The 25,484-nt window shown below is 58.2% G+C and carries 20 protein-coding genes; 7 read left to right on the top strand and 13 right to left on the bottom strand.

Annotation, left to right across the window (positions count from 1 at the left end):
* Nucleotides 1-16: 16 nt before the first annotated feature.
* The 4 genes from TR36_RS11165 to TR36_RS11150 are packed head-to-tail and all read right to left on the bottom strand — an operon-like array spanning nt 17 to nt 4,035.
* A complete protein-coding gene (locus TR36_RS11165) occupies nt 17-856 on the bottom strand; it encodes an ABC transporter permease (RefSeq protein ID WP_045392518.1) in 840 nt (279 codons plus the stop codon).
* Nucleotides 857-1,705 (bottom strand): ABC transporter permease, encoded by an 849-nt coding sequence (locus TR36_RS11160; RefSeq protein WP_045392521.1) that lies wholly within the window; start codon nt 1,703-1,705, stop codon nt 857-859.
* Nucleotides 1,706-1,765: 60 nt separating this feature from the next.
* Entirely contained in the window at nt 1,766-3,031 is a 1,266-nt protein-coding gene (locus tag TR36_RS11155; protein WP_045392524.1) for a PotD/PotF family extracellular solute-binding protein, read from the bottom strand.
* A 20-nt stretch (nt 3,032-3,051) separates the two neighbouring features.
* Nucleotides 3,052-4,035: an ABC transporter ATP-binding protein gene (locus TR36_RS11150; RefSeq protein ID WP_045392779.1), complete on the bottom strand. Its 984-nt coding sequence runs from the start codon at nt 4,033-4,035 to the stop codon at nt 3,052-3,054.
* A gap of 611 nt (nt 4,036-4,646) precedes the next feature.
* Between TR36_RS11150 and TR36_RS11145 the strand changes: the two genes are divergently transcribed.
* From TR36_RS11145 to TR36_RS11135, 3 genes are all read left to right on the top strand, one after another.
* Nucleotides 4,647-6,335, top strand: coding sequence for a BCCT family transporter (locus tag TR36_RS11145; RefSeq protein WP_082714952.1), 1,689 nt, complete (start codon nt 4,647-4,649; stop codon nt 6,333-6,335).
* 154 nt (nt 6,336-6,489) lie between these two features.
* A complete protein-coding gene (locus TR36_RS11140) occupies nt 6,490-7,602 on the top strand; it encodes a DNA repair exonuclease (protein WP_045392527.1) in 1,113 nt (370 codons plus the stop codon).
* Nucleotides 7,599-10,226, top strand: a complete 2,628-nt coding sequence (locus TR36_RS11135; protein ID WP_045392530.1) for an AAA family ATPase — start codon at nt 7,599-7,601, stop codon at nt 10,224-10,226. Before TR36_RS11140 ends, TR36_RS11135 begins: the two co-directional genes overlap by 4 nt.
* Here the strand turns inward: TR36_RS11135 and TR36_RS11130 are convergent.
* Nucleotides 10,223-10,774, bottom strand: coding sequence for a hypothetical protein (locus tag TR36_RS11130; RefSeq protein ID WP_153010545.1), 552 nt, complete (start codon nt 10,772-10,774; stop codon nt 10,223-10,225). The two genes, TR36_RS11135 and TR36_RS11130, sit on opposite strands and share 4 nt — an antisense overlap.
* Before the next feature lie 59 nt (nt 10,775-10,833).
* Here TR36_RS11130 and TR36_RS11125 point away from each other — a divergent pair, with 59 nt between their 5' ends.
* Complete coding sequence (locus TR36_RS11125) at nt 10,834-11,952, top strand: aminodeoxychorismate synthase component I (protein WP_062763242.1); 1,119 nt, start codon at nt 10,834-10,836, stop codon at nt 11,950-11,952.
* Nucleotides 11,916-12,560, top strand: a complete 645-nt coding sequence (locus TR36_RS11120) for an aminotransferase class IV family protein (RefSeq protein ID WP_237763568.1) — start codon at nt 11,916-11,918, stop codon at nt 12,558-12,560. The genes TR36_RS11125 and TR36_RS11120 overlap by 37 nt, the downstream gene beginning before the upstream one ends.
* 20 nt (nt 12,561-12,580) lie before the next feature.
* On the opposite strand, the gene TR36_RS11115 is transcribed toward TR36_RS11120, so the two are convergent.
* The 6 genes from TR36_RS11115 to TR36_RS11090 are packed head-to-tail and all read right to left on the bottom strand — an operon-like array spanning nt 12,581 to nt 19,027.
* Nucleotides 12,581-13,249: an RraA family protein gene (locus tag TR36_RS11115; RefSeq protein WP_045392534.1), complete on the bottom strand. Its 669-nt coding sequence runs from the start codon at nt 13,247-13,249 to the stop codon at nt 12,581-12,583.
* The gene (locus TR36_RS11110; protein WP_045392536.1) at nt 13,246-14,865 is read right to left on the bottom strand and encodes an ABC transporter ATP-binding protein; all 1,620 of its coding nucleotides are present in this window, start codon (nt 14,863-14,865) and stop codon (nt 13,246-13,248) included. The genes TR36_RS11115 and TR36_RS11110 overlap by 4 nt, the downstream gene beginning before the upstream one ends.
* Nucleotides 14,862-15,671 carry a creatininase family protein gene (locus TR36_RS11105; protein ID WP_202814413.1) on the bottom strand — a complete coding sequence of 270 codons (810 nt, stop codon included), beginning with the start codon at nt 15,669-15,671 and terminating at the stop codon, nt 14,862-14,864. The genes TR36_RS11110 and TR36_RS11105 overlap by 4 nt, the downstream gene beginning before the upstream one ends.
* Nucleotides 15,668-17,251, bottom strand: a complete 1,584-nt coding sequence (locus TR36_RS11100) for an ABC transporter substrate-binding protein (protein WP_045392538.1) — start codon at nt 17,249-17,251, stop codon at nt 15,668-15,670. The genes TR36_RS11105 and TR36_RS11100 overlap by 4 nt, the downstream gene beginning before the upstream one ends.
* A 16-nt stretch (nt 17,252-17,267) precedes the next feature.
* On the bottom strand, nt 17,268-18,104 hold the full coding sequence (locus tag TR36_RS11095; protein WP_045392540.1) for an ABC transporter permease: 837 nt from the start codon (nt 18,102-18,104) through the stop codon (nt 17,268-17,270).
* Nucleotides 18,104-19,027: an ABC transporter permease gene (locus tag TR36_RS11090; RefSeq protein WP_045392542.1), complete on the bottom strand. Its 924-nt coding sequence runs from the start codon at nt 19,025-19,027 to the stop codon at nt 18,104-18,106. Before TR36_RS11090 ends, TR36_RS11095 begins: the two co-directional genes overlap by 1 nt.
* Before the next feature lie 101 nt (nt 19,028-19,128).
* On the opposite strand from TR36_RS11090, the gene TR36_RS11085 reads away from it, so the two are divergent.
* Both TR36_RS11085 and TR36_RS11080 read left to right on the top strand, forming a co-directional pair.
* The gene (locus TR36_RS11085) at nt 19,129-20,064 is read left to right on the top strand and encodes a LysR substrate-binding domain-containing protein (protein ID WP_045392544.1); all 936 of its coding nucleotides are present in this window, start codon (nt 19,129-19,131) and stop codon (nt 20,062-20,064) included.
* A 1,065-nt stretch (nt 20,065-21,129) separates the two neighbouring features.
* Complete coding sequence (locus tag TR36_RS11080; RefSeq protein WP_062763238.1) at nt 21,130-22,986, top strand: Hint domain-containing protein; 1,857 nt, start codon at nt 21,130-21,132, stop codon at nt 22,984-22,986.
* Between the two features lie 203 nt (nt 22,987-23,189).
* Here the strand turns inward: TR36_RS11080 and TR36_RS11075 are convergent, their stop codons facing one another.
* Nucleotides 23,190-24,326 carry a M20/M25/M40 family metallo-hydrolase gene (locus TR36_RS11075; protein WP_045392546.1) on the bottom strand — a complete coding sequence of 379 codons (1,137 nt, stop codon included), beginning with the start codon at nt 24,324-24,326 and terminating at the stop codon, nt 23,190-23,192.
* On the bottom strand, nt 24,323-25,483 hold the full coding sequence (locus TR36_RS11070; RefSeq protein WP_045392548.1) for a M20 aminoacylase family protein: 1,161 nt from the start codon (nt 25,481-25,483) through the stop codon (nt 24,323-24,325). Before TR36_RS11070 ends, TR36_RS11075 begins: the two co-directional genes overlap by 4 nt.
* Nucleotide 25,484 lies beyond the last annotated feature (1 nt).

Below are 25,484 nucleotides of genomic sequence, written 5' to 3'. Positions count from 1 at the left end.
AGTGTTGCTTTCCATTCTAGACGCTACCGTTGCCCGCGTCCGACACGGCCCGTGCTCTGCGTCGGGCCATGATGACCGCCCCGCCAAGGCAGGCACCAATGACCAGCAGCGAAAATACGGTTGTCATCGTCCCCAAAGCATAGAGCAGAGGAGAGGTGACGTTGGTCGTCATGCCGAAAATCTCCAGCGGCAAAGTATTGCGGCTGCCTGCGGTAAGCAGCGTCCGGGCAAATTCGTCATAGCTGAGTGTGAATCCGAAAAGGGCCACACCCACGAGGGAGGGGGCAATCAACGGCAGCACGATATGCCGGAACGTCTGCCATGCGGTCGCTCCCTGATCGCGTGCAGCCTCTTCGTAGGCGGGATTGAAGCGGTTGAAGACCGCAAGCATGATCAGAAAACCGAAGGGCAGCGTCCAGGTCAATTGCGCCCCAAGCCCCGACGTCAGCCAGTGTACCGTCAGCCCGAGTTGGGAAAAGATCAGCCCGATCCCCAGAGATACGAGGATGGACGGAATGACGAGACTGGCAAGGATCAGATAGAAGAGAACATTCGCCCCACGGAATTTACGACGGAAGGCCATTCCCGTCATCACCGATAGAACCACGGTGATCGACATGACAATCAGCCCCAGCACCAGGCTGCGACGGAAGGCACCCCAGATGTCCCCCACCGATTGCTGGCGGAATAGCTCTTGGAACCAGTGGAGCGATACGCCCCGAAGCGGAAAGGTCAGCCCGCCGCCCGGTCCCTGAAATGACAGGATCGCAATGGTCAGCGTCGGGCCATAGAGAAACAGCATGAACAGCCCGAAAAAGCTGGCGAGGACGTAGAATGATGTAGGTTTACGTTCCATTCAAAGCTCTTTCCGGATGTTGACGAACCGCAGCATGATGGAAATCACGATCATCACTGTTACCAGAAGCACCACCGATGTGGCCGCAGCTGATGGGTATTGCAGCAGCCCGATATCATTGGAGATCAACCGCCCCACATTTGCCGACTGAGAGCCGGACATGAAGCGCACGGTAATGAAATCTCCCATGACCAGCGCCACCACGAAGATCGATCCGATCATGATGCCGGGCTTTGTCAGGGGAATGATGACATTGGTCAGGATCTGGAAGCCCGAGGCGCCGTTGTCACGTGCGGCTTCAATCAGGCTTCGGTCAATGCGCACCATCGTGTTGAAGATCGGTACCACCATGAACAGCGTATAGAGGTGTACGAACGCCAAAATGACGGAGAAATCCGAGAAAAGCAGCCATTCCAGTGGTTCATCGGTGATGCCCATGCCCATCAGCGCCTGATTGGCCAATCCATTCCGGCCCAGAAACGGCACCCAGCTGATCATGCGGATGATGTTTGAGGTCCAGAAGGGAATGGTGCAAAGCAGGAACAGACCCATCTGTGTGGTGGTATCGCGTATGTGGAAGGCCAGAAAATAGGCAACGGTAAAACCGACAACCAGCGTGACGACCCATGTCACGATGGTGTACATCAGCGTGCTGGCAAAAACACTCCATACCACTGACGACCCGAACAGGTAGCTGTAGTTGTCGAACTGGAATGCGGGATAGATCGAGAATTCGGTCGCGCCCCAAAAGCTGACGACGAAGATCATCACCATCGGCAACAAGAGGAACAGCGCCAGCACAACGGTCAGCGGCAGTGCCAGCATCCAGCTGCGGAAATTGGTTCGCATAGGGATATCCAAATTCAGGGGTAGGGCGGGAAAAGGGCGGCCGGAACCGCCCCGATCACATCATGCAGCGATAAATTCGTTCCATTTGCGAACCATGTACTGGTTTTCATCCATGACCGAGTTCCAGCAGGCCACATGGCCCATACGTTCCTCGAAGCTGCCGCCATCGCGTACGGCACCCGCTGTTTCGATCACGGCCCCCTGCGGCGAGGTGATATCCCCCTGCGCGGGCTTACCCTCGAACCAGTAGCCCCATTCATCATCGGTCATGAACAGCTTGGAGGTTTCGGGTGCAGCAGAATAATATCCCTGGCGCATCAGGAAGCCCCCGACCCAACCGGACAGATACCAGTTGATGTATTCATAGGCGGCGTCCAGTTGCAGCCCTTCCAGATGGGTTGCGAGGCCGATGCCGCCGCCCCAGCTGCGATATCCTTCCTTCAGCGGCTGGAACTTGCACTCCATCCCCCGCGATCTCACGGCGGTCACGGCCGGTGACCACATCGACTGGATCACCACTTCGCCCGAGGACATGAGGTTTACGGATTCATCGAAGGTCTTCCAGAAGGCGCGGAACTGGCCAGCCCGTTTCGCCTCGATGAAGATGGCAATGGTCTGGTCGATCTCGTCACGGGTCATGTTGCCTTTGTCGGCATATTGGATCTTGCCCATCGCCTCGCAGACCATCGCCATATCCATGATGCCAATGGAGGAGATGTCGAGGATCGACGCGCGGCCCTTGAATTCCGGGTTCAGCAATTCGGCCCAGCTTTCGATGGGGCGGCCGATCAGGTCTGGGCGGATCCCGAGCGTGTCGGCGTTGTAGATGGTGGGGATCAGCGTCATCCAGCCCGAGGATTGATCTGCAAATTTGGCGGATCCCGGCCCTTCGACAAAGCCGACCGTATGGGGGGCCGTTCCTTGCGCGATGGTGCTGTCGGGCGTCAGCTTTCCATCTTTGAAAATGCTGGTGATCTTGTCGTAATTTGTGATCCGGGAGACGTCCATCGCCTGCAGATTGCCGGTGGGCCAGACCTTTTTACAGATCCAGTACTCGATATCGGCAATGTCGAAGCTGCCGGCCTGCGTTGCGGCCCGCTGCGTCGCAGCATCGGAATCCAGCGCGGTCATCTCGAGGGTGAAGCCCAGATCCTCTTTGACCTTTGCCGCCACTTCGTTGAACGCCGATACGCCTGTGCCGATCTGGCGAAGCGTCACGTCCTTGATCTCTTGTGCCCAAATCATCGGTGCGGGGAAGGCAGAGGCAACGGCCGCCGCCGACGCACCCGCCAGAACGCTCCGGCGTGAATAATGGTTTTTCTTCATGCGTCTCTCCTGTTGTATTTTTATTGGTTGAGGGGGTGCAAGTCGGCGGGATGCCAGCCGACGCGGATGCTTTGCCCGGGTTCCACCGGGGCCGCGGTAAAGAGTTCTTCGGGGATCATGGCCGTCAGTTCGGTATCACCCGCGCCAATGGCATTTACGGCAACATGGGTACCGAGAAATTCGGAGGTGGTCACGGCGGCGTTCATACCGCCTTCGTGAGGGGCAACGATACGCGTGCGATCAGTCCGTAGCGAATAGCGTTTCCCTTCGAGCGACAGGACGTTATGCCCACCCATGAAACGCGCCACGAATTCGGTGCGGGGCTTCAGGAATACATCGCGCGCGGTTCCGGCCTGTTCGATTACGGCATTGTTCATCAGCACAACCTGATCCGCCAGCGCCAGCGCCTCATCCTGCCCGTGCGTGACGTGGATAAAGCTGATGCCGAGCTCCCGCTGCAACTTTTTCAATTCCCCCCGCACGCGCAGACGCAGGAACGGGTCCAGCGCCGACAGCGGTTCATCCAGCAGCAGTACCTGAGGCCGGGTAATCAACGCTCGCGCCAGGGCCGCCCGTTGCTGTTGCCCGCCTGATAGCTGGGCCGGTAGCCGTGCGGCCAGATGGCCCATGCCGACCAGTTCCAGCATCTCACCGGCCTTCCGGTTCCGGCTGGCGGCATCTTCGCCCTTCATCTTCAGGCTGAAGGCCACATTGTCGCGCACCGACATATGCGGAAACAGCGCATAGGACTGGAACATCATCGCTGTTCCACGCTTGGCAGGCGGCAGATGCGAAATATCACGCCCCGACAGCAGAATGGCACCGTCGGTCACGGTTTCATGGCCCGCAATCATTCTCAGTGTAGTGGTTTTTCCGCATCCCGATGGGCCAAGCAGGCAGACATAGCTGCCGGCGGGAAACAGGTGGGTGACGTTATCTACCGCAACCGCATCTCCGTAGCGTTTGGTGACGGATACGAGTTCAAGGTCCAGACTGGAACGCAACATGATTTCCCCGTGACTTCTGGCATCACCTTGGGAGGACGTTATGCCCAACGACTAGCGTTCTGCATGCTTCTGCACCGTTCAGCGCAAGGTATGCCCAATACGCAGGCATATATTGGGGGTACTGATGAAACTATAGAGGTTTGACGGATGGATTATGCCCAATTGCTGCGCATATAGTAGTCCGACCGCATATGGGAAAAGCCTCTGGACAGTTGTGCGGGGCAGGCAAAACCGTGATCCGCACACCGTAAACTCCCGCATAGTTTTGCAATTCTGAAATTCGATGCTATAATATCTGCCAGAAAAGGCCGCCGGCGCATATGCCGGCATCAAAGGGAGCTATACGCGGCACGGTGTCCATGCAGACATCCGTAGCTTGTTCATGAACCGAAATTTCTGAACCGACCCTTTCCAGCTCTATCCGGTACCCTGTCCATTACGTCCGTGACTCCGCAGCACGCGGATTGCACAGGCGGGCTGCATCCTCCGGGCAACACATCAGGCCGCAAGGTCTTTTCGAATGCGGGATTTCCGATGGAACACTTCGCACAATCAAAAACAAGAGGAACATGATGTCAGAAGAAAAAGAGATAGACCCCCCGTACGAGATGTCACCACCGTTTACCGAGCTGGATATCAACACGACCACCGGCGGGTTCTACAACGGCTTCGCAGTTCCGGTGGCGATCCCTGCCAAGATCATCATATCGATTCTTGTTGTTTGGGCCATTTTCTGGCCAGTTCAATCAGGCTCGATATTGAACGGCTTCAACGGGTTCATCCTGCAGCACTTCGCAGCTTGGTACATTTGGGTCGTTGCCTTTTTCCTGGTCGTCTGCATCGGCTTGGCAATCTGGCCTGCGGCGGGCAAGCTGAAGCTGGGCATTGAAGGTGAGGAGCCGGAGTTCACGAATTTCTCATGGTTCTCCATGATGTTCGGGGCAGGTATCGGCGTCGGCATGCTGACTTGGGCCGTTGCAGAACCTGTTTCGCACTTTGAATCCAACCCCTCCACGATCATGGGGCTGACTACGGGCGGTACTGCCGACAACGTGCGCGAGGCCTATCAATGGTCGTTCCTGCACTGGGGCTTCAGCGCATGGGCCTGCTATGCGATTTGTGGTTTGTCGCTGGCCTTCTTTACATACCGCCGTGGTTTGCCGCTGACGATCCGGTCCGGTTTGACGCCTATCTTCGGCAATGCTCTTGCCGGCGTTCTGGGGCACATCATTGACGTTGTCGCGGTGGTGGCAACCATTCTGGGTGTAGCGCAAACGCTAGGCTTTGGTGTGGACCAGTTCGTGGCAGGGCTGTCGCGTATCGGCATTGACGGTCTGTCGGATGCCGAGGGCAAGGCGAATACCATCGGTATTCTGGTTTCCTTGCTGGTCATCATGGGGCTCTCGACCCTTTCGGCCATGTCCGGCGTGGGCAAGGGCATCAAATGGCTGTCGAACCTCAACATGGCGCTGTCCATCATATTGCTCGGTTTCTTCATCATTTTCGGGGCCACCTGGTTCGGCCTGACGGCGATGTTTGTCGGCTTGTGGGATTACATCATCGCCCTGCCGTGGATGAGCGTTAACGTATTCCGTTCCGACGGTATCGAAGGCTCCGAAAGCTTCCTTCTGGCGCAATGGCAGGGCTGGTGGCCGGTGTTCTATTGGGCATGGTGGATCGCATTCGCACCCTTTGTGGGTCTGTTCCTTGCGCGGATCTCGCGCGGGCGGACCATTCGTGAATTCGTTCTGGGGGCGCTGATCGTGCCCGCATTGATGTGCTTCGTCTGGTTTGCCTGGGCTGGCGGCACCGCCATTGAACTGGAGCTGAACGGCGGCGCGGCCGGTGCCATTTTTGATGCCGCGAATGGCGACAAGATTTTTGCCATGACGGATTTCATGCTGACCCCGATCGGCCCATGGCTGGCGTGGGGCATGTCGGTTCTGATCGTCGTGCTTCTGCTGACGTTCCTTGTCACTTCGGCAGACTCGGCCGTGCTGATCGTCAACACGATCAATGCTGCGGGTGACGAAGGCCCGAAGGCGCGGCCGCATATCCTGTTCTGGGGCTTTGCACTGGCCCTTGTGGTCGCCGGACTGCTGATTTCCGGCGGGACCAAGGCTATCCAGACCGCCATGGTGATCGGGGCACTGCCGTTTTCCTTTGTGATGGTGCTGATGGTCATCTCGCTGATCAAGGCGATCTACAACGATACGCGGCGCGAAAAGATCGGTGTTCCGACGACTTATGACCAGATCGAAGGTGCCACAGGCAACGGTTTGTCTGCTGAAATGTAACGGCTGGTTTCATTATGCCATCGGTCGGAAAGGGGCGCTGCGTAAGGCAGCGCCCTTTTTTCTGTTACATTAATCATGGGCTGCAGAAAGGCTTGCCGACCGCCGGGAAAAGCGCGACTGCTGTACCTCCGCTGCCAATGAAGGGTCCGATCCAATGTTCCGTTTCCTGCATTCGTCCGATCTTCATCTGGGCAAGGCCTTTGGCGGTTATCCCGAAGGGGTCCGAAACAGGCTGCGGGAGGCCCGGCATGGCGCGATCGTGCGGTTGGCGCAGGCAGCACGGACTGGTGGGGCATCAACCGTTCTGCTGGCGGGGGATACGTTCGATGCCGAAACCCCAGCACCCGAGACTTTGCGCCACGCCCTGCGTGCCATGGCGGGCGAGGCAGATATCAACTGGATCATGCTTCCCGGAAATCATGACAGCATGGCTGCAACCGAGCTATGGCGACGGGTGGTGACTGACGGGCCTGCAAATCTTCGTGCCATCACCGATACCCACCCGTTCGAGGTGGGAGCGGGCGTGATGATCCTGCCGGCCCCATGCACACAGCGCCGCCCAGGCCGTGATCTGACCGAGGCAATGACCGCCCCGACCCCCGAAGGGGTATTGCGGATCGGCCTTGGGCATGGGGCCATTACCGATTTTTCCGAAGAGGGTGTCGGGACGGGGATCATACCGCCTGACCGTTCTACCCGGTCAGGGTTGGATTATCTTGCCTTGGGGGATTGGCATGGCCGGATGCAGGTCAATCCGAAGACGTGGTATTCAGGGGCCCCCGAAGCGGACGGATTCAAGCATGATATGACCAGCGGCGCGCTGCTGGTCTGTCTGAACGGTGGGCCGCGGGTAGATGTAGTGGAAACCGGTACAATCGGGTGGCGGACAGTGGCGTTGGATCTGTTGCCCGGGGAGGATTGTCTGGCGCGGCTGTCAAAGGAATTGCCCGATGCCGGTCTGCGCCGGGACCTTTTGTTGCGGCTTGAGGTGACAGGCCGGCTACCCCTGGCGGATCATGCCGCGCTGATGGCCGAGGCACAGGCGATCGCCCCGGATTTCGGATGGTTCGATCATGATTTCAGCGGATTGGCGACGGACGCACAACCAGATGATCTGGACAGGATTGACCGGGCCGGGGCCCTGCGTCAGGCAGCGGAGGTGCTGCTGGCCGATTCCACAAATCCAGCGCGCGCACAATCCGATCGGGATATTTCGGCTGCGGCCCTGTCACGACTTTATGCCTTGGCATTGGAGGTGCAGGCATGAAGATCCGGGCAATCGAACTGACCAATGTTCGCCGTTTCGCAGGGCAGAGTGCGCGGATAGATGGTATCGGCGATGGCATAACGGTGCTGTCGGAGCCGAATGAGTTCGGTAAGTCCACTATCTTCGATGCGCTGCACGCGCTGTTCTTTGAAAAACATCGAGGGACCCGCGCCCCGGTGAAGTCACTGCAACCCCATTCCGGCGGTGCGCCCGAAGTGGCGTTGGAGCTGGAGTTGCCCGAGGGCCATTTCCGCATCGAAAAACGCTGGCTTTCGCGGGCGACGGCACGGATCAGCCAGGGCGGCCGTGTCCTCGCGCAGGATGACGAGGCAGAGGCGTGGGTCGAGCGCCTGCTTGGTACGGGTTTGGCGGGGCCATCGGGCCTGCTTTGGGTGCGGCAGGGTCTGCTGGGCATGGAGCCGGAGGGGAACACGGCCAGCGATAAAGGCGAGCGGGAGCGGGCGCTGACAGCCCGACGGGATCTGCTTTCCTCCGTAGCCGGAGAGATCGACATGATGACGGGGGGGCGCCGGCTGGATGCAGTTGTTTCCCGCGTGGAGATGGCACTTTCCAGACTGGCAACAGCGACGCAGAAACCGAAGGCCGGAGGTGAATGGGCACGTGCCGAGAGCGAGGCCAACGCCCTGCGCACCACAGAGTTGGAGCTTTCCGCCAAGGCCGCGCGGCTGTCAGGCGATCTCGCCCGGCGGGCCGACGTCCAGCGCGAATTGCGCGATGTGAATGATCCGGAACAAGCCTTGCGGCGGGAACAGGCACTTGAACACGCCAGACACGCGCATGCGGAGGCCAACGCCCATGCCATCGAACTGTCGGAAGCCCGGAAGGCCGTCAAGCTGGCCGTGGCGACCGAGGAAAACGCGCGCGCCGCAGTGGAGTGGTTGGAGCAGCTGTCAGAGCGGGTCGCCGCCGCCGATGCCAGCCTTGATCATGCAAGAGCTGCTGCGGTGCGCGCCGAGGAACGTGCGGCCCAGTTAGCGGAAGTACGGAGCGCGGCGGCTGCGGCGCTTGCTTTTGCCGAAAACCGGACGCATGAACTGCGGATCAGCTTGACGGCAGCGCAGCGGGCAAAGCTGGCCGAGGCGGCACGGGCGCGAGTATCCCAAATCACGCATACCCTTGGCCGCGCGGAAGCGTTGCGAAAAACGTTCGAAACAGAGCAGGCGCAACGCGCGATATATGTCGTGACACCCCAATCCCTGACCTTGGCTGAGGCGGCACAGGCGGAATATGACCGGGCCTCCGCACAAGTTCATGCGCAGGCAACGAGTATCAGCCTTCATTATTCCGGCGAAGTGCGGGTGCAAGAGGGGGGCTCCGATCTGGCTGCGGGAACGTACCATCTGACCGCCAAACGCACGCTTGACCTTCCTGGCATCGGCACTCTGATCGTTGACCCCGGCGCAGGTAAAAGCAATGAGGCCGATAATCTGACAAAGGCGGCCAGAACGCTTGAGAGGGCTTTGCAGGGTTGTGGTGCGGAAACCCTAGCTGATGCGCGCAAGAAACTGCATGCCGCACAAATGCTGGACGGCAGCCTGAAAACGACTGATGCGCTCTTGGCCGAACTTGTTCCGGACGGCATGGATGCACTACGTCGGGAACTTGCGCAAGCCGCGGCCGAGGCGACAGCCGGTGACCTGTCCGGAGGGAACCCCGCGGAACTGGAAGCGGCACTAGCCAATGCCGTCACCGAAGAATTTGCAAAGCGCGACACGGCAGCCGAAGCGCAATCTGCCTATGGGGTAGCGGCTGAAGCGCGCGCCGGCGCGCGGGCCGCGCTGACGGCGGCTGAACAAACCGCCGCCGCAGCCCGTGCCGATGCAGGGGATATGGCTGGCCTGGCGGATCGTCTGCACGTCCTGCGCCGAGAGCGGGATGCCTATGCGGCAAGGACTGCTGAAACAAAGGCGGTTAACGCGAAGCTGGAACAACAAGCACCCGATCTGGGGATGGTTCAGGCACAATTGACACGTGCTGAATCTGTGGTGAAGCAGGCGCAGGATACGCGTGACAGATTGAGCGTAGAACTTGCAACACTGAACGGTTCCATCGGCTCTTTGGCGGAACTCGGGATCGAGGAAGAGCTCGACGAGGTACGTGGGAAGCTATTGCTCGCCGTCAACCGTGCCTCGCGCTATGCCGCCGAGGTGCAATCGCTTGTCCGCCTGCGTACCGCCCTGGAAGATGCGCGGATCGCTGCCCGTGACGCCTATTTTGCCCCCGTCATGCGTGAGTTGGAGCCGTTGCTGACCATTCTGCACCCGGGGGCAACACTGCAGATAGATGACCAATCGCTGCTCCCGATCGCTCTGACGCGCAATGGCCAGGACGAGCCGCTGGAGATCCTGTCCGGTGGTACGCGCGAACAACTGGCCATTCTGACGCGTCTGGCGTTTGCGCGGCTGTTTGCGCGCAAGGGACTGTCGGTACCCGTCATTCTGGATGATGCGCTTGTACATAGCGATGACGATCGGATCGAGACAATGTTCACCACATTGCACCGCGTTGCGGCCGACCAGCAAATACTAGTTCTGACCTGCCGCCAGCGTGCCTTTGCTGCATTGGGAGGGGAGCGGGGTACGGTGGTGATAAGGCCAGCCTAGAGGAGCAGGCTGCGGTAATAATGTTCCTCGACCAGAGAAACATCCCCCGCGTCGGGTAAAGAAAGGACTGCACGGACGGTCAGCGCGTAATCGGGGTGATCCACGATTTCGGTGCCGGTGTTGTGGCGTGACGGGCAATATCCGGCAATCAATACGCCGAAAGGTAATGTGCTGGTCTGCAGATCAGCGGCAACCCCTGCGGGCAGTCTGTTCGGCAGATACCAGTTCACGGCCTGAGATACGGGCATATCCCCCCACAGGATTTGAACCCGCCTAAAACGCATGGCGTCCGCCGCATTTCCGAGCCGTGGAGCAGCCTCCTGCGGCATAACGGCGCGATCCTCCAGCACCGTTACCCGAAGCACGGGCGCGTCATCGGGAAAACGGGTGCTACACCACGCGACCAGCGCGGCGCTTGCCGTACTGTGCTGGGACAGAAAGGTCAGAAAGGAATTGATGTTACGCGACATTCCGCCAAGACTACCGTCAGACCATAGGGCTGCGCCAGCCGTCACGTGCAGCTTTGCAATGGAAATTGCGTCCCCCATTGCGCGGACATCGCTGTTCGGCCTAAAACCCGCCATTCCCGCTGTGATATGAGACGCCGATGATCCTTTGCGAAGACGGACCCGATGGCCGCCCCGTTCTGTTTCGTGATGCCGCGCGGATCATTGTGGCCGAAACAGCGGATCAGGTGATCCCCGCCCTGCAGGAAATCGAGGCCGCCCGCGCCAAAGGGGCATGGGTTGCGGGCTGGGTGGGATACGAGGCAGGGCTGGCGATGGAGCCGCACCTTTTGCCGTTGATGCGACTGCCCGAGGGGGAGCCGCTTCTGGCATTCGGGATTTATGACCGGCCCGAAGCTGCCCCGGTTTTGCCGGCGGAGACGGTCCTTCTTTCCGATATGACCCCGCTCATATCCTGCGATGACTATCATGCGGCATTTGCCAGATTATCGGATTACATCGATCAGGGTGATTGCTATCAGGTGAACCTGACCTTTCCAATGGAGGGCCGGCTGGAACAGGGAACGGCGGCAGGGCTGTATTCGGCATTATCGCGGGTGCAGTCGGTGCGGCACGGTGCGCTGGTGGATCTCGGGGTGGGGCCGATCATTCTGTCCCGCTCTCCGGAACTGTTTTTCCGGCTGGATTCAGACATGCGGATCGAGGCGCAGCCGATGAAGGGCACTGCCCCGCGGCACAGTGATCCTGCCCGTGATCATGCCTCTGCCGACGAACTGTTCCGCAGCGAAAAGAACCGGGCCGAAAACCTGATGATCGTCGATCTGTTGCGCAATGATATTTCGCGGCTGGCCGAGATCGGGTCGGTTCGGGTGCCGGAACTGTTTCAGGTTGAGCCCTTTGCCACAGTTCACCAGATGACCTCTCGGATTACAGGAAAACTCTTGGGCCGTCCGGGGCTGGATCAGTTGATGCGTGCCTTGTTTCCCTGTGGCTCGGTGACCGGCGCGCCGAAAATCCGTGCGATGCAGATCATTGCCGAGTTGGAGCATCAGGCCCGCGGCGTTTACTGTGGGGCAATCGGCTGGATGGCCCCCGAGGGACGCGCGTCATTCAATGTTGCCATCAGAACGCTGAGGCTGTTTGCCGACGGGCGTATCATCCTGAATGTGGGCGGGGGAATTGTCCATGACTCAAAAGCGGACAACGAATGGGAGGAGGCATTGTGGAAGGCACGCTTTGCGGATCTGAACCGTCGCTGAACCTCATCGAGACGCTTTGCTGGGATGGGAGCAGATACAAGCGGCTCGATCTCCATCTCGCCCGCCTGATGCGGTCGGCAGCCCGGCTCGGGTGGCAATGTGATGTCATTCGGGTAAGGCATACCTTGGAGGGGGCCGTTTCCACTGCACCTGCACGTGTGCGCCTTACGCTGGATTCGGGCGGCGATCTGGTAGTGCAGGCGGTCCCGCTGCCAGCCCCTGCCGCCAATTGGCGTGTGATGCTGTCCCCTGTCTCTTTGCAGGCTGACGATCCGTGGCTGACGATCAAGACAACCCGACGCACGCTTTATGACCGCACACGAGCGGAATTGCCGCCTGATGTTGACGAAGCGATTTTCCTGAACAGCTGTGATGAGGTGTGTGAGGGAACGATCACCAATCTGTTCTATGATCTGGGAGGAGGGCTTTGTACGCCGCCAGCCTCTTGTGGCCTGTTGCCCGGAGTATTGCGCGCCGAACTGCTGGCAAGCAACCAATGCCGCGAAGCGGTGCTGATGGCAGACGATCTGCCGCGTGCCAAGCTGTGGGTCGGAAATTCGGTTCGTGGGCTGATCGCGGCAGATCTGACCGGACCGGCAGGTTTGTAACCTGCACGGCCCCGGGGCTGTCAGAGTGCGGCGGCGACTTTGGCGCTTGCGCCCGATAGATCCCCGAGCATTTCACCGGCTGTGATCCGGGACCGATTGCGTCCTGCCCGCGCCTGACGGGCTGATGCCTCCTCCAGCACCTCGGCGGCCTCGGCAGGGGGAATGACGAGTACGCCGCATTGATCCAGCAGAATGAAATCACCCGGAATTACGGGTACATTGCCGCAGGAAACCGGCATATTCAGCGCGCCGCCAAGATCATTCAGACGGGTGGTGATTGCCGAGACCCCTGTGCAGAAAACAGGCAATCCCACCTCGATAATTTCATCCGGATCGGTACAGGGGCCATCGAGAACAACGGCCAGGGCGCCCGCCATTTTGGCGGCATAGGCGACACCGCCCCCCAGGCACGCATGGCGTGTGTCCCCCAGCCGGTCGATGATGACAACGTCACCGGGGCGTACGACTGAAAGGGCATGGTGCAGAAGCGTTGAATCCGTCCCGGGAATGGCCACGGTCACGGCGGTGCCGACCAACGTTCCCGGGATCGGGGCAATCGGGCGCAGGTTATGAGAGACAAAGCCGCGATGACGAAAATGGCCGATCGTCGCAATTTCTACCTTGGCAAATCCTGCTGCCAATGAGGTGTCGATTTGTGTGGGAACAGGGCCTATGTGATATTTCTTCATGATGTTTCCTTCTGGCGGGTTTGCCAGTCTGCACCGGGCACGGCGGCGAGCAGCGCTTTGGTGTACGGATTCTGGGGGGCGTGGAAGAGGGATGAAGGTTCGGCTTCCTCGACGATCTGCCCTTTGCGCATGACGGCGATCCGGTCGCAGATACGCGATGCGACACGCAGATCATGTGTGATGAACAGCATTCCGAAGCGAAGTCGTTTTTGCATTGAAGCCAGCAGGTCCAGCACCTGCGCCTGCACGGATACGTCCAGCGCCGAGACGCTTTCGTCCGCAATCAGCAGCTGCGGCTCGACCGCCAATGCCCGGGCAATGCAAATGCGCTGTCGTTGCCCGCCCGAAAATTCGTGCGGAAAGCGGGTGGCGGCCGAACGGTCCAGCCCCACCGCCTCCAGCAGATCTAGGGCACGTGCCTTTGCCGCTGCGCGTCCGAGCCCGTGGATAATAGGCCCTTCGGCAATTGCATCACCCGCGGATTGCCGGGGGTCCAGTGCCGTATAGGGATCCTGAAACACGATCTGGACACGCTGACGGGCGCGGCGCAGTTCTGCCTTGTTCAACCCTGTGAATGCCCCGCCTGACAGGATCACATCGCCTTTATCGGGTTCCACAAGCCTGATCACGCATTGGGCGAGGGTGGATTTCCCCGAGCCGCTTTCCCCCACCAGGCCAAGGGTTTCCCCCTCACGGATGGAGATGTCGATATGATCGACCGCGCGGACTTCTCGGGTTTTGCCCAGCAGTCCGCGGCTGCGGAACGTGCGGCAGATCCCTTTAGCCTGCAGCACCGGTTGGCCAATGTCTGCACGGGCGTGCCGGGGTTCCAGCTTCGGTACGGCTGCCAAGAGAGCACGGGTATAGGGGTGTTTCGGGGTCGTAAGCACATCGGCCGCAGGGCCGATTTCCACCAATTCGCCATAACGCATGACAGCCACACGATCAGCGATTTCTGCCACAACGCCGAAATCATGCGTAATGAACAGGATGCCCGTGCCGTGGGTCCGACGCAGATCCAGCATCATTTTCAGGATTTGCGCCTGCGTGGTCACATCCAGCGCCGTAGTCGGTTCATCCGCTATCAGGATCGCAGGATCAAGCGCCAGTGCGGTGGCAATCATCACGCGCTGGCACTGCCCCCCTGATAATTGATGGGGATAGGCGTTGAATATGGCCTCCGGGTCCGGCAACTGCACCTCTTGGAACAGGGACAGGACCTTGTCGCGGATGGCAGCTGGCCGCAGGTTCGTATGGAGGCGGAAGGTTTCAGAGACCTGCTCACCGATCCTGTAGATCGGGTTCAGCGAGGCGCTTGGTTCCTGGAATATCATTGCCATGCGCCGCCCCGCAAGATCGCGCCTTTCGCGGGGGGTAGCGTCAAGCAGGTTGCGCCCCTCGAATATGACTTTGCCTTGTGGCGGCGGCAGGTTGGACGGCAACAGCCCAAGGGTTGCCATGGCTGTCAGCGATTTGCCGGAACCGGTTTCGCCCACAACGCAAAGGATTTCTCCTGCGTGCAATGCCAGCGACAGATCCCGGACGGCATGGCTGCGATCTGCCCCCTTCGGCAATAGAACAGACAGGTTGTGGAGTGAAAGGATTGGATCCGTCATCTTTCTGCTCTGCCTCCCATGGGGTTGCACGGATCGTATTCGCGCAGGTGGGCGATGATATCGCTACACAGTGCGGTCAGATGATCGACGAAGATTTTGCCGGCCTGTGCCGACGCGAGGGTTGCATCACCGCCCAGCATCCCGTCGGCATTCACCTCATGTGCGTTCAGCGGCAGGTTCAGTTGGGATGTACCAAAGCGGATACCGGCAACGCCGACTGTGGGAAGATCGTATGCCGGGGTGCGTTCCGAGGGGCGGATCAGGTCCGGTCGCATTTTATCAGGACAAAGGTGCATGGCGACGGATGTCACGGGATCGCCACCATGCCCGCGTGCCTTGAGGGCATTTTCGCCATGCGCCTTGGCCCATACATCATCCGGAATGGCGCGCCACAGATCCAGCGATGCCACGGCAACGCCTCTTTCATTACGGATCTTGCGTAGAACCTGATCGATGAGCGTCGAATTGGTTGAATGGCCGTTCAGGATCAGGACACGGTTTATTCCATGGTCCAGAAATGCGCCGACCATATCTTCCACGACGGCGCAGAAGGTGGGGGCGCGCAACTGGATTCCACCAGGAAATCCGCGAAAGAACTCGGCATAACCGAAAGGCAAGCAGGGGGCTGCTATGGCCTTTGCGCGTTCGGCCACGCGCTCGGCGATCGCTTCGGCCAGCTGGTAATCCCCCATCGGAGCATGGGGGCCCTGTTCTTCGTGGCTGCCCATGGGTAGCAGGATGACAGGATAGTGGGGCAGACGGTCGCGGAACTCCGCAACCGTCATGTCCTTCAGCGCATGTTTCATACAGGGAACGCCACGTAATCGCCGAACATCCGCATCTCGGCATCTGCGCGGGGTACGAATTCAATATCCGCGCGGTGACCCCAGTTATAAACGCTTTTCCAAAGATAGAATCCGGGCGTCACATCCTGCCAGGCCTGTGACAGCTTCAGATAAGCGGCTTTGCGGGTTTCGAAATCTGTGGCGGCCTCAAATTCGGCCCCGGCGGCAAGATATTCGGGCGTCGGATCCCAGGTTTTCCACTGCGCGGTGGCGCGGCTGGATGTTGGCCCCCAATCCAGCCAAAGTGGTTGGTAGGGATCACCGGGAATAAAGCTGGTCGACATTGACATGTTCATCATGTGGTAGGGGCGCGTATAGACGAGTTCGAAATTGTCCAGAATTTCAGCCACGACATTCACGCCCACCTGACGCCATTGTTCGATCATGATCTCGGCGGCGATTTCATAGTTGGGGTAAAAGCCCCGGGTGATGTGCCACTGCAGCGGTTGCCCGTCATATCCGGACTTTTCAATCAGCGCCTTTGCAGCCTCGGGATCGTAGGGCAGAGGGTTGGGCATGTCCGGATCATAGAACTTGCCATATTCGGGGAAATTGAACGGAACGGCAGGGTGGAATGTCGTATCGCCGAACAAGGCCTTCACAATCATATTCATATCGATGGCCTGCACCATGCCCTTGCGCAAATTCACATCGACCAGCGGATTATCCTCGGGGTCGGGGCGGGTATTGAAGGCAAAGGCCGGATAGTTTCCACCAAGGGCCCTTGAAACCGTCACGTTATCGTAGCTGGCCATCTGCGGTTCCTGATCGGTCGGGATATTGACCATGAAGTCGAACTCGCCCGAGACCAGCCCGGCCATACGGCCCGCAAATTCGGGAACGATACGCCATATGATCTTGGCGGCCGGCGGCGGGCCATCCCAGTAGTCATCGAAGGCTTCCATTTCCAGAACCTCACCGGACCGGAACAGCGTTACCTTGTACGGCCCGGTGCCGATCGGAGCCTGGCCGAATGCATCGACACCCATTTCCAGATAGGCTTTTTTGGGCATGACAAACCCGATGTAGCCTGTCAGCTTGCCCGGAATATAGGGATCCTCCGCCTCGGTTTCGATCTCGACCGTCAGATCGTCGATGGCTTCGACACGTACGAATCCAGCTGTGAAACTTTTGCCACGAGGCTCATAAGGTTTTTCCCCCCAGAGCCGGTCGGCGCCTAAAGTAAAGGCTACATCCTCGGCGGTCATCGTCTCACCGTTGTGGAATTTTACCCCTTCACGCAGTTTCAGTGTCCAGACCTTGCCGTTCTGCGTCCATTCCGTGGCAAGGCCCGGGGCGAGTTCCACCCCTTGTTCGTCCTTGATGAAATCCTGTTCGATCAGATGCGAATAGAAGTTCGGAAAGAGCCGCCGTGTTGTGGTTGAGATGCCGTTTACGGAGTTGAGATTGGACCAGAGGTTATCAACGGCCACCGTAATGGTGGGGCGCGTTCCCTGAGCCATGGCCCAACGGGGCGGGGAAGCCAGGGCAAAGACGCCTGCGCCGAGGGAATATTTACCGAAGGTACGTCGTGTCAGCATCGGATACTCTCCATATTCATGTGGTGCGGGATTTCAGCATGGGGTCCAGCCTATCACGCAAGGCATCCCCCAAGATCGACATGGACAAAGTGATGAGAAAGATGAGCGCGCCCGGCCAGACCGAGATCCACCATGCCGTTGACAGGTAATCGCGCCCGTCGCCCAGAATTTGCCCCAGGCTGGTGTTCGGGGGCTGAATGCCAAGCCCCAGAAACGATAGGGAGGTTTCCAGAAGAATGATCTGGGGAAAGGTCAGCGTGACCTGCACGATCAGGGCAGATGCGACGTTCGGAAGCACATGGCGCATATACAGCCGCCCCGGATGTGCGCCCAATGCGACCACTGCTCGGGCATAAGGCTGCGACGATGCCGAGAGCACGACGCCGCGGGCAAGACGGGCATAGGTTTCCCAGCCGAACAGACCCATCAGAATGATGAACAGCGTCATCGAGTTGCCGAAGAAAGCCAAGAGGGTCAGCGCGATCAGTATGAAGGGAAGCGAGGCCTGGAAATCGACCAGCATCATCAGGACCTCTTCGACCCAGCCGCGATAATGTGCGGCAAGAAAGCCGATAGTAGTCCCTACAACGGCGCCGATGAATGTACCGGCAAGCGCCACAAACAAAGACATTCGTAGCCCCGAGACCATTCGGGCGAACATGTCGCGTCCGATCCTGTCGGTTCCCAGCAGGTATTCCGAAGGCCCGCCCAGGAACGCCGGGGCTTTCAGCCGGTTCAGCAGATCCTGGTCAGTGGGCGCATGCGGGGTCATGAAGCCGCCGAAGATTGCCACGATCAGAACGGCGGTCAGGAGCGTTGCGGCAATCATGACGATGGGGTTCGGGCGGGTCATCAGCGCGCTCCTCCACGGATGCGGGGATCAAGAAGGCCGTAAAGAAGATCCACTGCAAGGTTTGCGAGCACCATTGTGGCAGCGATCACCAGCACAAGGCCTTGAACCAATGCCAGATCGCGCTGTGACACCGCGACAACAAGAAGCCGACCTATGCCGGGCCATGCGAAGACGGTTTCCACGACGATGGTTCCGGCAATCAGATTTCCCAGGTTCAGGCCGATAATGGTTACGATGGGGATTGCGGCATTCGGCAGGGCATGGCGCAGCACTCTACGGGTAAAGGACGCGCCCTTGGCCTGTGCTGCACGCATATAGGGGCGTTCCAGAACCTCCAGCATGGCGGACCGGGTAAATCGCGCCAAGGTGCCTGCAGTGAATGTTCCCAGAGTGATGGCCGGCATGATGACGTGCCAGATTGTTCCCGTGCCGGACGACGGGAGCACCTGCAGCACTAGGGAAAACATAAGGATCATCAGGATGCCCAGAAAGAAATTGGGCAATGCAAAACCGAATACGGCAAAGGCCATGACAGCACGGTCCAGAAGCTTTCCCCGGCGAAGCGCCGCAAGTATCCCGGCGGGAATGCCAACGGCAGCCGCCAAGAGGTATGAAATCAGGCCGAGCCCCAGAGTGGCCGGTAGCCGTTCCATGATGATCTGCGTGACGGGACGATGATCCTGCAGGGATACGCCGAATTGTCCCGTAGCCATCTGGCCGATGTACTGGATGTATTGCAGCAGCAACGGTTGATCGAGGCCCCACTGCTGCCGGAACTGTTCGATTTCGTCGGGCATCGCATCCGCACCCAGAAGGGCGACAACCGGATCGCCGCTGGTTCGCAGAACGATGAAGGTGAACGTCACCACCAGCCAGAGCGTTAGAAGTGTACGGAAAATCTTGATGAGCCAGAAGCGTGACATGGAGCAAAAGACGCCTTGATCGGTGTTCGATGGATTGACCGGATCATGACACTCATATGAGATCAATAATAATAAACCCTATGATCTGATATGGAAAATATATGAAAGCTCCCTTTGATCTGCGCCAGCTACGCTATTTCGTGTGTTTGGCGGAGGAGCTGCATTTCGGCCGCGCGGCCGAGCGGTTGGGTATGGCGCAGGCACCGCTGAGCATGCAGATCCGCCAGATGGAGCAGCAATTGGGGGTGGTCCTGTTTCACCGCACCACCCGGCGCACACGGCTGACTTCGGCGGGGGAAACATTGCTGCGACATGCACGCACGCTGCTGGACGGCGCGGACCGAGCGGCGGCGCATACACGGGCCATGTCGGATCAGGCAGGCGGACGGCTGCGCGTTGCAGGGGTATCGGTGGCCTTGTCGCATGTCCTGCCCCCGATCCTGCGCGAATTTCGGCGTATTCGCCCAGCTGTTATCGTGCAGGTATCGCCCTTGAATACTTCGGGTCAGCTGAAGGTTCTGGAGGCAGGAGATATCGATGTTGCCTTCATTCGACCGACCGAGCGGGCCGCGTTCATGCAGACAGAATATCTGATGAGCGAAGGCTTTGTAGCAGCCCTGCCGAAAGGCCATCCACTGGCAAAAAAGAGCGCCCTGGAGGTGACGGATTTCGAAGGGGAGTCTCTGATAGGCTATGCACCCGTTCTGGGTGCCAATTATGCCGTGATTATGACGAACACGCTTCGCCGGGCCGGGCTGCATTACCGCATCATTCACGAGGGAACCCATAGCGCGGCCATTGCAACGCATGTTGCCTCCGGGCTGGGCGTGGCGATCATGCCATCGTGGATCGCGTACCAGAAATCCCCCTATCTGGAGTACCGTCCGATCTTGGATCTGCCCAATTGTATTGATTTGGTCGTTGCATGGCCTATGGGTGAAATTTCACCCGTTACGCTGGATTTTGTGGCCATTACAAAACGTCTGGCACCCAAAATAGCGGATGAAATCGGATTTTCACGAACGAATCATGTTTGAAATACCCGGCGAGGATGAAGCCCCGTGCCAAGACTGGCATACGCCAGAATATACGCAGCAGTAGGACCGGTCATGATCTGTCATCTGAGCCAAGATGTTGTGTCGGCTGTTTAGGTAGGGTTTCCGACTACGCGCCCCGACCTGTTGCGCGGGGTCATGAGAGCGTCCTTTGCGAAGCGGTCCTTTGCTACGCCCCATAATCCCATTCCAAGGTGCACGCCCAAGATGCGGCGGTGTTCATGATGCAGAACGCCGTACCCCTCGGCATGGCAACGATAGGGGTTCGGCTGCAAAATGCCGTTTGCCGGAATGCACCGATCATTTCTTGCTACCGCTTGCTTAGAATCGTCGCGTTAAGCCGGGCGTAATACGAGGCCGGTAAAGTGCCTCAGTGCATGGTGCATATACTTCAGCTTCCTGACGCCCACATTAATGAGGGTATTATGTGTAAACATATAAATCTTTTGATGTGTTTTTGCACTGATGCGCAATATTCCGCTACCGGGACGCCAAAATTTTTCCGCGAGGCGCGGCATGCCTCGAGTAGGCAAGATTCCGAGTAAACCGAATCATTAACCAAACACTAATTGCCAATTTTTATTGGGAATTTGTACGGAACATCGTCTCTGCCCTTCTTGCAGACGACACGCCTGTCGGTGCTTTGGCTGAGCCTGAAACAGCGCATATTTACCAATTAACCATTAAGTAACTTTTCATGTGCATCAGAGATGAAGCTTATAATGTGCAATATTTACAGTATGTTATATTAAAATTGTAAATGAATTTACCTAAAAATTGCAGCGAGAAAATGTATCGTTGACAATTTCAAAGGCATATACCTATTGAGTCTTAATATCGGAAACGACATTTGAGCCAGAAGAGGGGTTAATGCCTTTGCTTGAGCACACATAAGTCTGAGCCCCTTGCGGGCGGAACGTTCGGGGCGCGGCTGGAAGCAGTCTAACCGGACTTAACCAAACATTAATTGCGAGAACATCCGGGCCGGCGTTATCGCATCGGCCTGACGATATCCTTTTGCCAATTTTCCCGATTTAGGTGTTTGTCATGACTTCTTCGAAATACAACAATTCAAACGACTGCCGCGACGACGACAAGAACCACAGCAATGGTATCGTCGATGGCAAGGAAACCGGCGAGTACATGGGTGTCGGCTATACCGATGCGCAGGGCGACCGCATCACCAATGGCGCTGACAAGATCGTAGCGAACGGCGGCAACGATTATATCGACGCAGGCGGCGGTAATGACCTGGTTTACGGTGGCAGCGGCAATGACACGATCCTGGGGGGTACCGGCAACGACACCCTCAGCGGCGATGCCGGCAACGATGTTCTCATTGGTGGTGACGGCTGCGACCTGATCGTCGGTGGTGACGGCGACGACAAGATCTATGGCGGCGACGATGCCGATAAGCTCTACGGCAACGACGGCAACGATTACATCTCCGGCGGTTCGGGGAATGACCTTATCTATGGTGGCAAAGGGAATGACACCATCGAAGGAGGCACCGGCAACGACACCGTTTACGGTGGTGAGGGCAATGATGTCTGGCTGGACAACGGCCTGACTACAAGCGGTAGCGATGCAGTCTATCTGGAAGACGGCGATGACTATGCGCAGGTTGGCTATTTTACCTCGCCCAATCCCGACACGCTGGACGGCGGCGCAGGAAATGACACGGTCGCGTTCAATTCCGACAGCGTGGACTGCTTCGATCTTGGCATCACGCTGAATGACGATGGCACCAGCAAAACCATCAACTTCAACTCTATCGTCAATAACTTCGAAAACGTTGTTGGTAACTCGGGCAACAACCAGATCACGGGCAACTCTGCCGACAACAAGATCTGGGGGATGAGCGGCAACGACAGCCTGAACGGCCGCGGTGGTAACGACACAATCGACGGTGGTTCGGGTAACGACACCATCATTGGCGGCAAGGGCAACGATGTCCTGACGGGCGGGAAGGGGAGCGATACCTTCATCTACGCGCACGGCGATGGATTCGACAAAATCACCGACTTCAACACAGGTGATACGGCCGACAAGCTGAACGACGGTGACTCGAGCAACAACGATTTCATCGACCTGTCGAAATATTACGACAAACTTTCGGAGCTGCGTGCCGATTTTGACGACGACGGTATTCTGAACCAATCCAACGGTATCAATGCCGGTGGTACGGTTGATTATTCCAACAACGAAACGTTCGGTTCGGGTGACGGTATCGCCTTTACCTCGGGTACCCGTGATATCTTCACCCAGGACAGTACAGGCGTTGTCTGTTTTGCCCGCGGGACCATGATCGAAACGATTTCGGGTCAGGTCGCGATCGAGGACCTTGAAGCCGGGGATCTGGTCCGCACGATGGACCGCGGTTTTCGTCCGATCTCGTGGATCGGTGGGCGCAAGATGGACAGCATCGATCTGTTGCAGCATCCACGGCTGTTGCCGATCCGTATCGTCGCAGGTGCCTTGGGTGCAGGGTTGCCGAAAGCCGATCTGGTCGTTTCACCGCAGCACCGCATTCTGGTTCGTTCGGCGATTGCAGAGCGGATGTTCGGTGAACGTGAAGTGCTGGTTGCCGCCAACAAGCTGCTGACTGTCGATGGTATCGATATCGTTGAAGATGCCACTGAGGTCGAATACTTCCACATGCTGTTCGATCAGCATGAAATCGTATTCTCCAACGGCGCAGCATCCGAAAGCCTGTTTACGGGCCCTGAGGCGATGAAAGCGGTAAGCCCCGAGGCACGTCAGGAAATCCTTACGCTGTTCCCGGAAATCATGGAGCCGGAATTCACGAGCGAGCCCGCGCGTTTTATTCCTGAAAAAGGCAAGTTCATGAAAAAGCTGGCCCAACGTCACCATGACAACCGTAAGGCGCTGTTCGAAGCGTAATCGGAAGATCGCTAAAATAGAAGGCCGCCCATTTCGGGCGGCCTTTTGCATTTTGGCGGGGCCGGTTGTTCGAGCGTACTTCGGGAGGGAGTGCTCCGGAACAACCTTTTCATATACCAGTAATATGGATTATGTGATTACACGAGGTAATTGACCATGAATGCGACACTCATATCCATAAACATCCAATAGCATCTCGCATTCTACCGCAGGGTTGCCAGAAGCCCCGCCATGATCCGTGTTCTGGGAACAATGAAGTCCTCGTCGATATGCTCGTCCAGTGAATGCAGGCCAGCACCCTTCACCCCAAGCGAGCATAGTGAGGGAATGCCAAGCGCACCCGTGAAGTTTGCGTCGGACCCGCCACCCGCACTGCAATGCGGCATATCCAGACCAAGCTCTGCGGACAGTGCCCGGGCGTGATGATACAGCTCCATCGTTCCGGACATTTCAGCTTCCCAGACCGGACGCGTTACCCCGCGTTCAACCGTAAATTGTACGCCGTTCCGATCCCCTGACATCGACAGCATTCGCTCAACTCCGGCATCCAGATCTGCCTGTTCCTTTGCCATGGACAGGCATTCGGCCGATGCGAAGGATGGCACGCAATTCACCCATTGGCCGGATGTGATGTTGTTGCAAGAGAAGGTGCAGCTCTCGCTTGTCATTTCCTCTATCTCAATGATCCGCCGGGCAAGCTCGCGCACTGCGGATGTCCCCCCCTTGATGTCGGCCCCCGCGTGCGACGGTTTTCCCTCTGCTTTCAGATTGAATCTGGCAATGGCATAGCGGCCTGTGCATACGCCGTTATCCCCATGTGCGGGTTCGGGGCACAGGACGTATCTGGCGCGCTTCGCCTCCGTTTCGATCAATGTCCGAGTGGCCGGGGTTCCGATTTCCTCATCCGGGGTGAACAGCGCCACGATCGGCAATGGGGTCTCGATACCTGCGGCGATGATTTTCCGGATCGCTTCCAGCGTGATATAGTTGCCACCCTTCATATCCTGAATGCCGGGACCGTAGACCTTGCCTCCTTCGCGGCGAAAGGGGTTTTTTGCCAATGTACCAACAGGATGTACCGTATCGAAATGGCCGGTTATCATGATGCCCGGCTCTCCCATCCGGGGGTGGGGAAAGCGGGCGCGCACGGAACAGCCAAGGCCCATGATACCCGGGATACGTTCCACGGTCGCGCCTAATGCGGCGCATTCCATCATCACCAGATCCATCATTCTGTCGACGGCAGCGGCGTCCCATGTCGGACTTTCGCATTCGATCCATGGTTTCAGGCCAGCTATGATTTCGTCAGCGTCAAAGGACAGGTTCTTCCAGTCGGTCATGCTGCTGCACCTCGCTGCGTTACCAGATTGGCATAGATGGAGGCGCCCACAGGCAGGATCGCATCATCCAGCGTGAAACCGGGGTTATGGACAGGAACATTTCCCGCGTGGCCCACAGTACAATAGGCACCGGGCACCACCCGCAGCATATCGGCAAAATCCTCGGAGCCCATGACCAACTCATGGCTGAAATCGGCCATGTCGTTACCGACTACGCCGGCAGAGGCCGCCAGAACAGCCGCAGATAGTGCATCGTCATTTACCAGAACGTCAAAGACGTTCCTGATATCCACATCAATCTCGCAGTCATAGGCAACGGCGGCTCCCGCGCAAATGGCACGCAACCGCTCGGATATCAGTTTACCTACGCCCGGGTCGAAGAACCGGATTGTCCCACCAAGCTTTGCCGTATTCGGCACAACGTTATACGCATCGCCCGAATGAATTTTGGTGATCGACAGGACGGCTGGTGTGGTCGGGGAAATGTTTCGCGACACGATCGACTGGATCTGCTGCACCAATGCCGAGGCAATGATGACGGGATCTTTTGAATCCTCTGGCCGTGCGCCATGGCTGCCCCTCCCGACAATCGTAATATCGAAAAAGTCCGAACCCGCCATCGCCGCGCCCTGTTTCACCTGCACCAAATTCGGCGCATGATGCGGGGCATTGTGCATTCCGTAGATTTCATCGCAGGGAAAGCGGTCGAACAGACCCTCGGCTATCATGGCACGCGCGCCACCCAAACCCTCTTCGGCGGGCTGGAATATGAATACAGCTGTTCCTGCAAAATCCCGATTGGCGGCCAGATACCGTGCAGCCCCTAGCAGCATTGTCGTGTGGCCGTCGTGTCCGCAGGCATGCATTAGGCCCGGCGTTTTGGATGACCATGGCAGATTTGTTTCTTCATGGATTGGCAGCGCGTCCATATCGGCCCGCAGTCCGATTGTCTTGCCAGGTTTACTGCCCTTCAACACACCTACCACGCCGGTTTTCCCGATCCCGGTCGTAACCTCGATCCCCCAGCTTTCAAGCTTTGCCGCAACGATGGCCGAAGTCCGCACCTCCTGAAAACCGAGTTCGGGATGTTCGTGGATATCACGCCGAATGGCGGTCAAATCGTCAGCGAATGCGGCAATATCCTCAATGACAGGCATC

Origin of the sequence: Falsirhodobacter sp. alg1 (assembly GCF_000739715.2) — a bacterium.
Classification (GTDB): Bacteria; Pseudomonadota; Alphaproteobacteria; order Rhodobacterales; family Rhodobacteraceae; genus Falsirhodobacter.
This window is presented reverse-complemented; position numbering and strand designations above follow the sequence as displayed.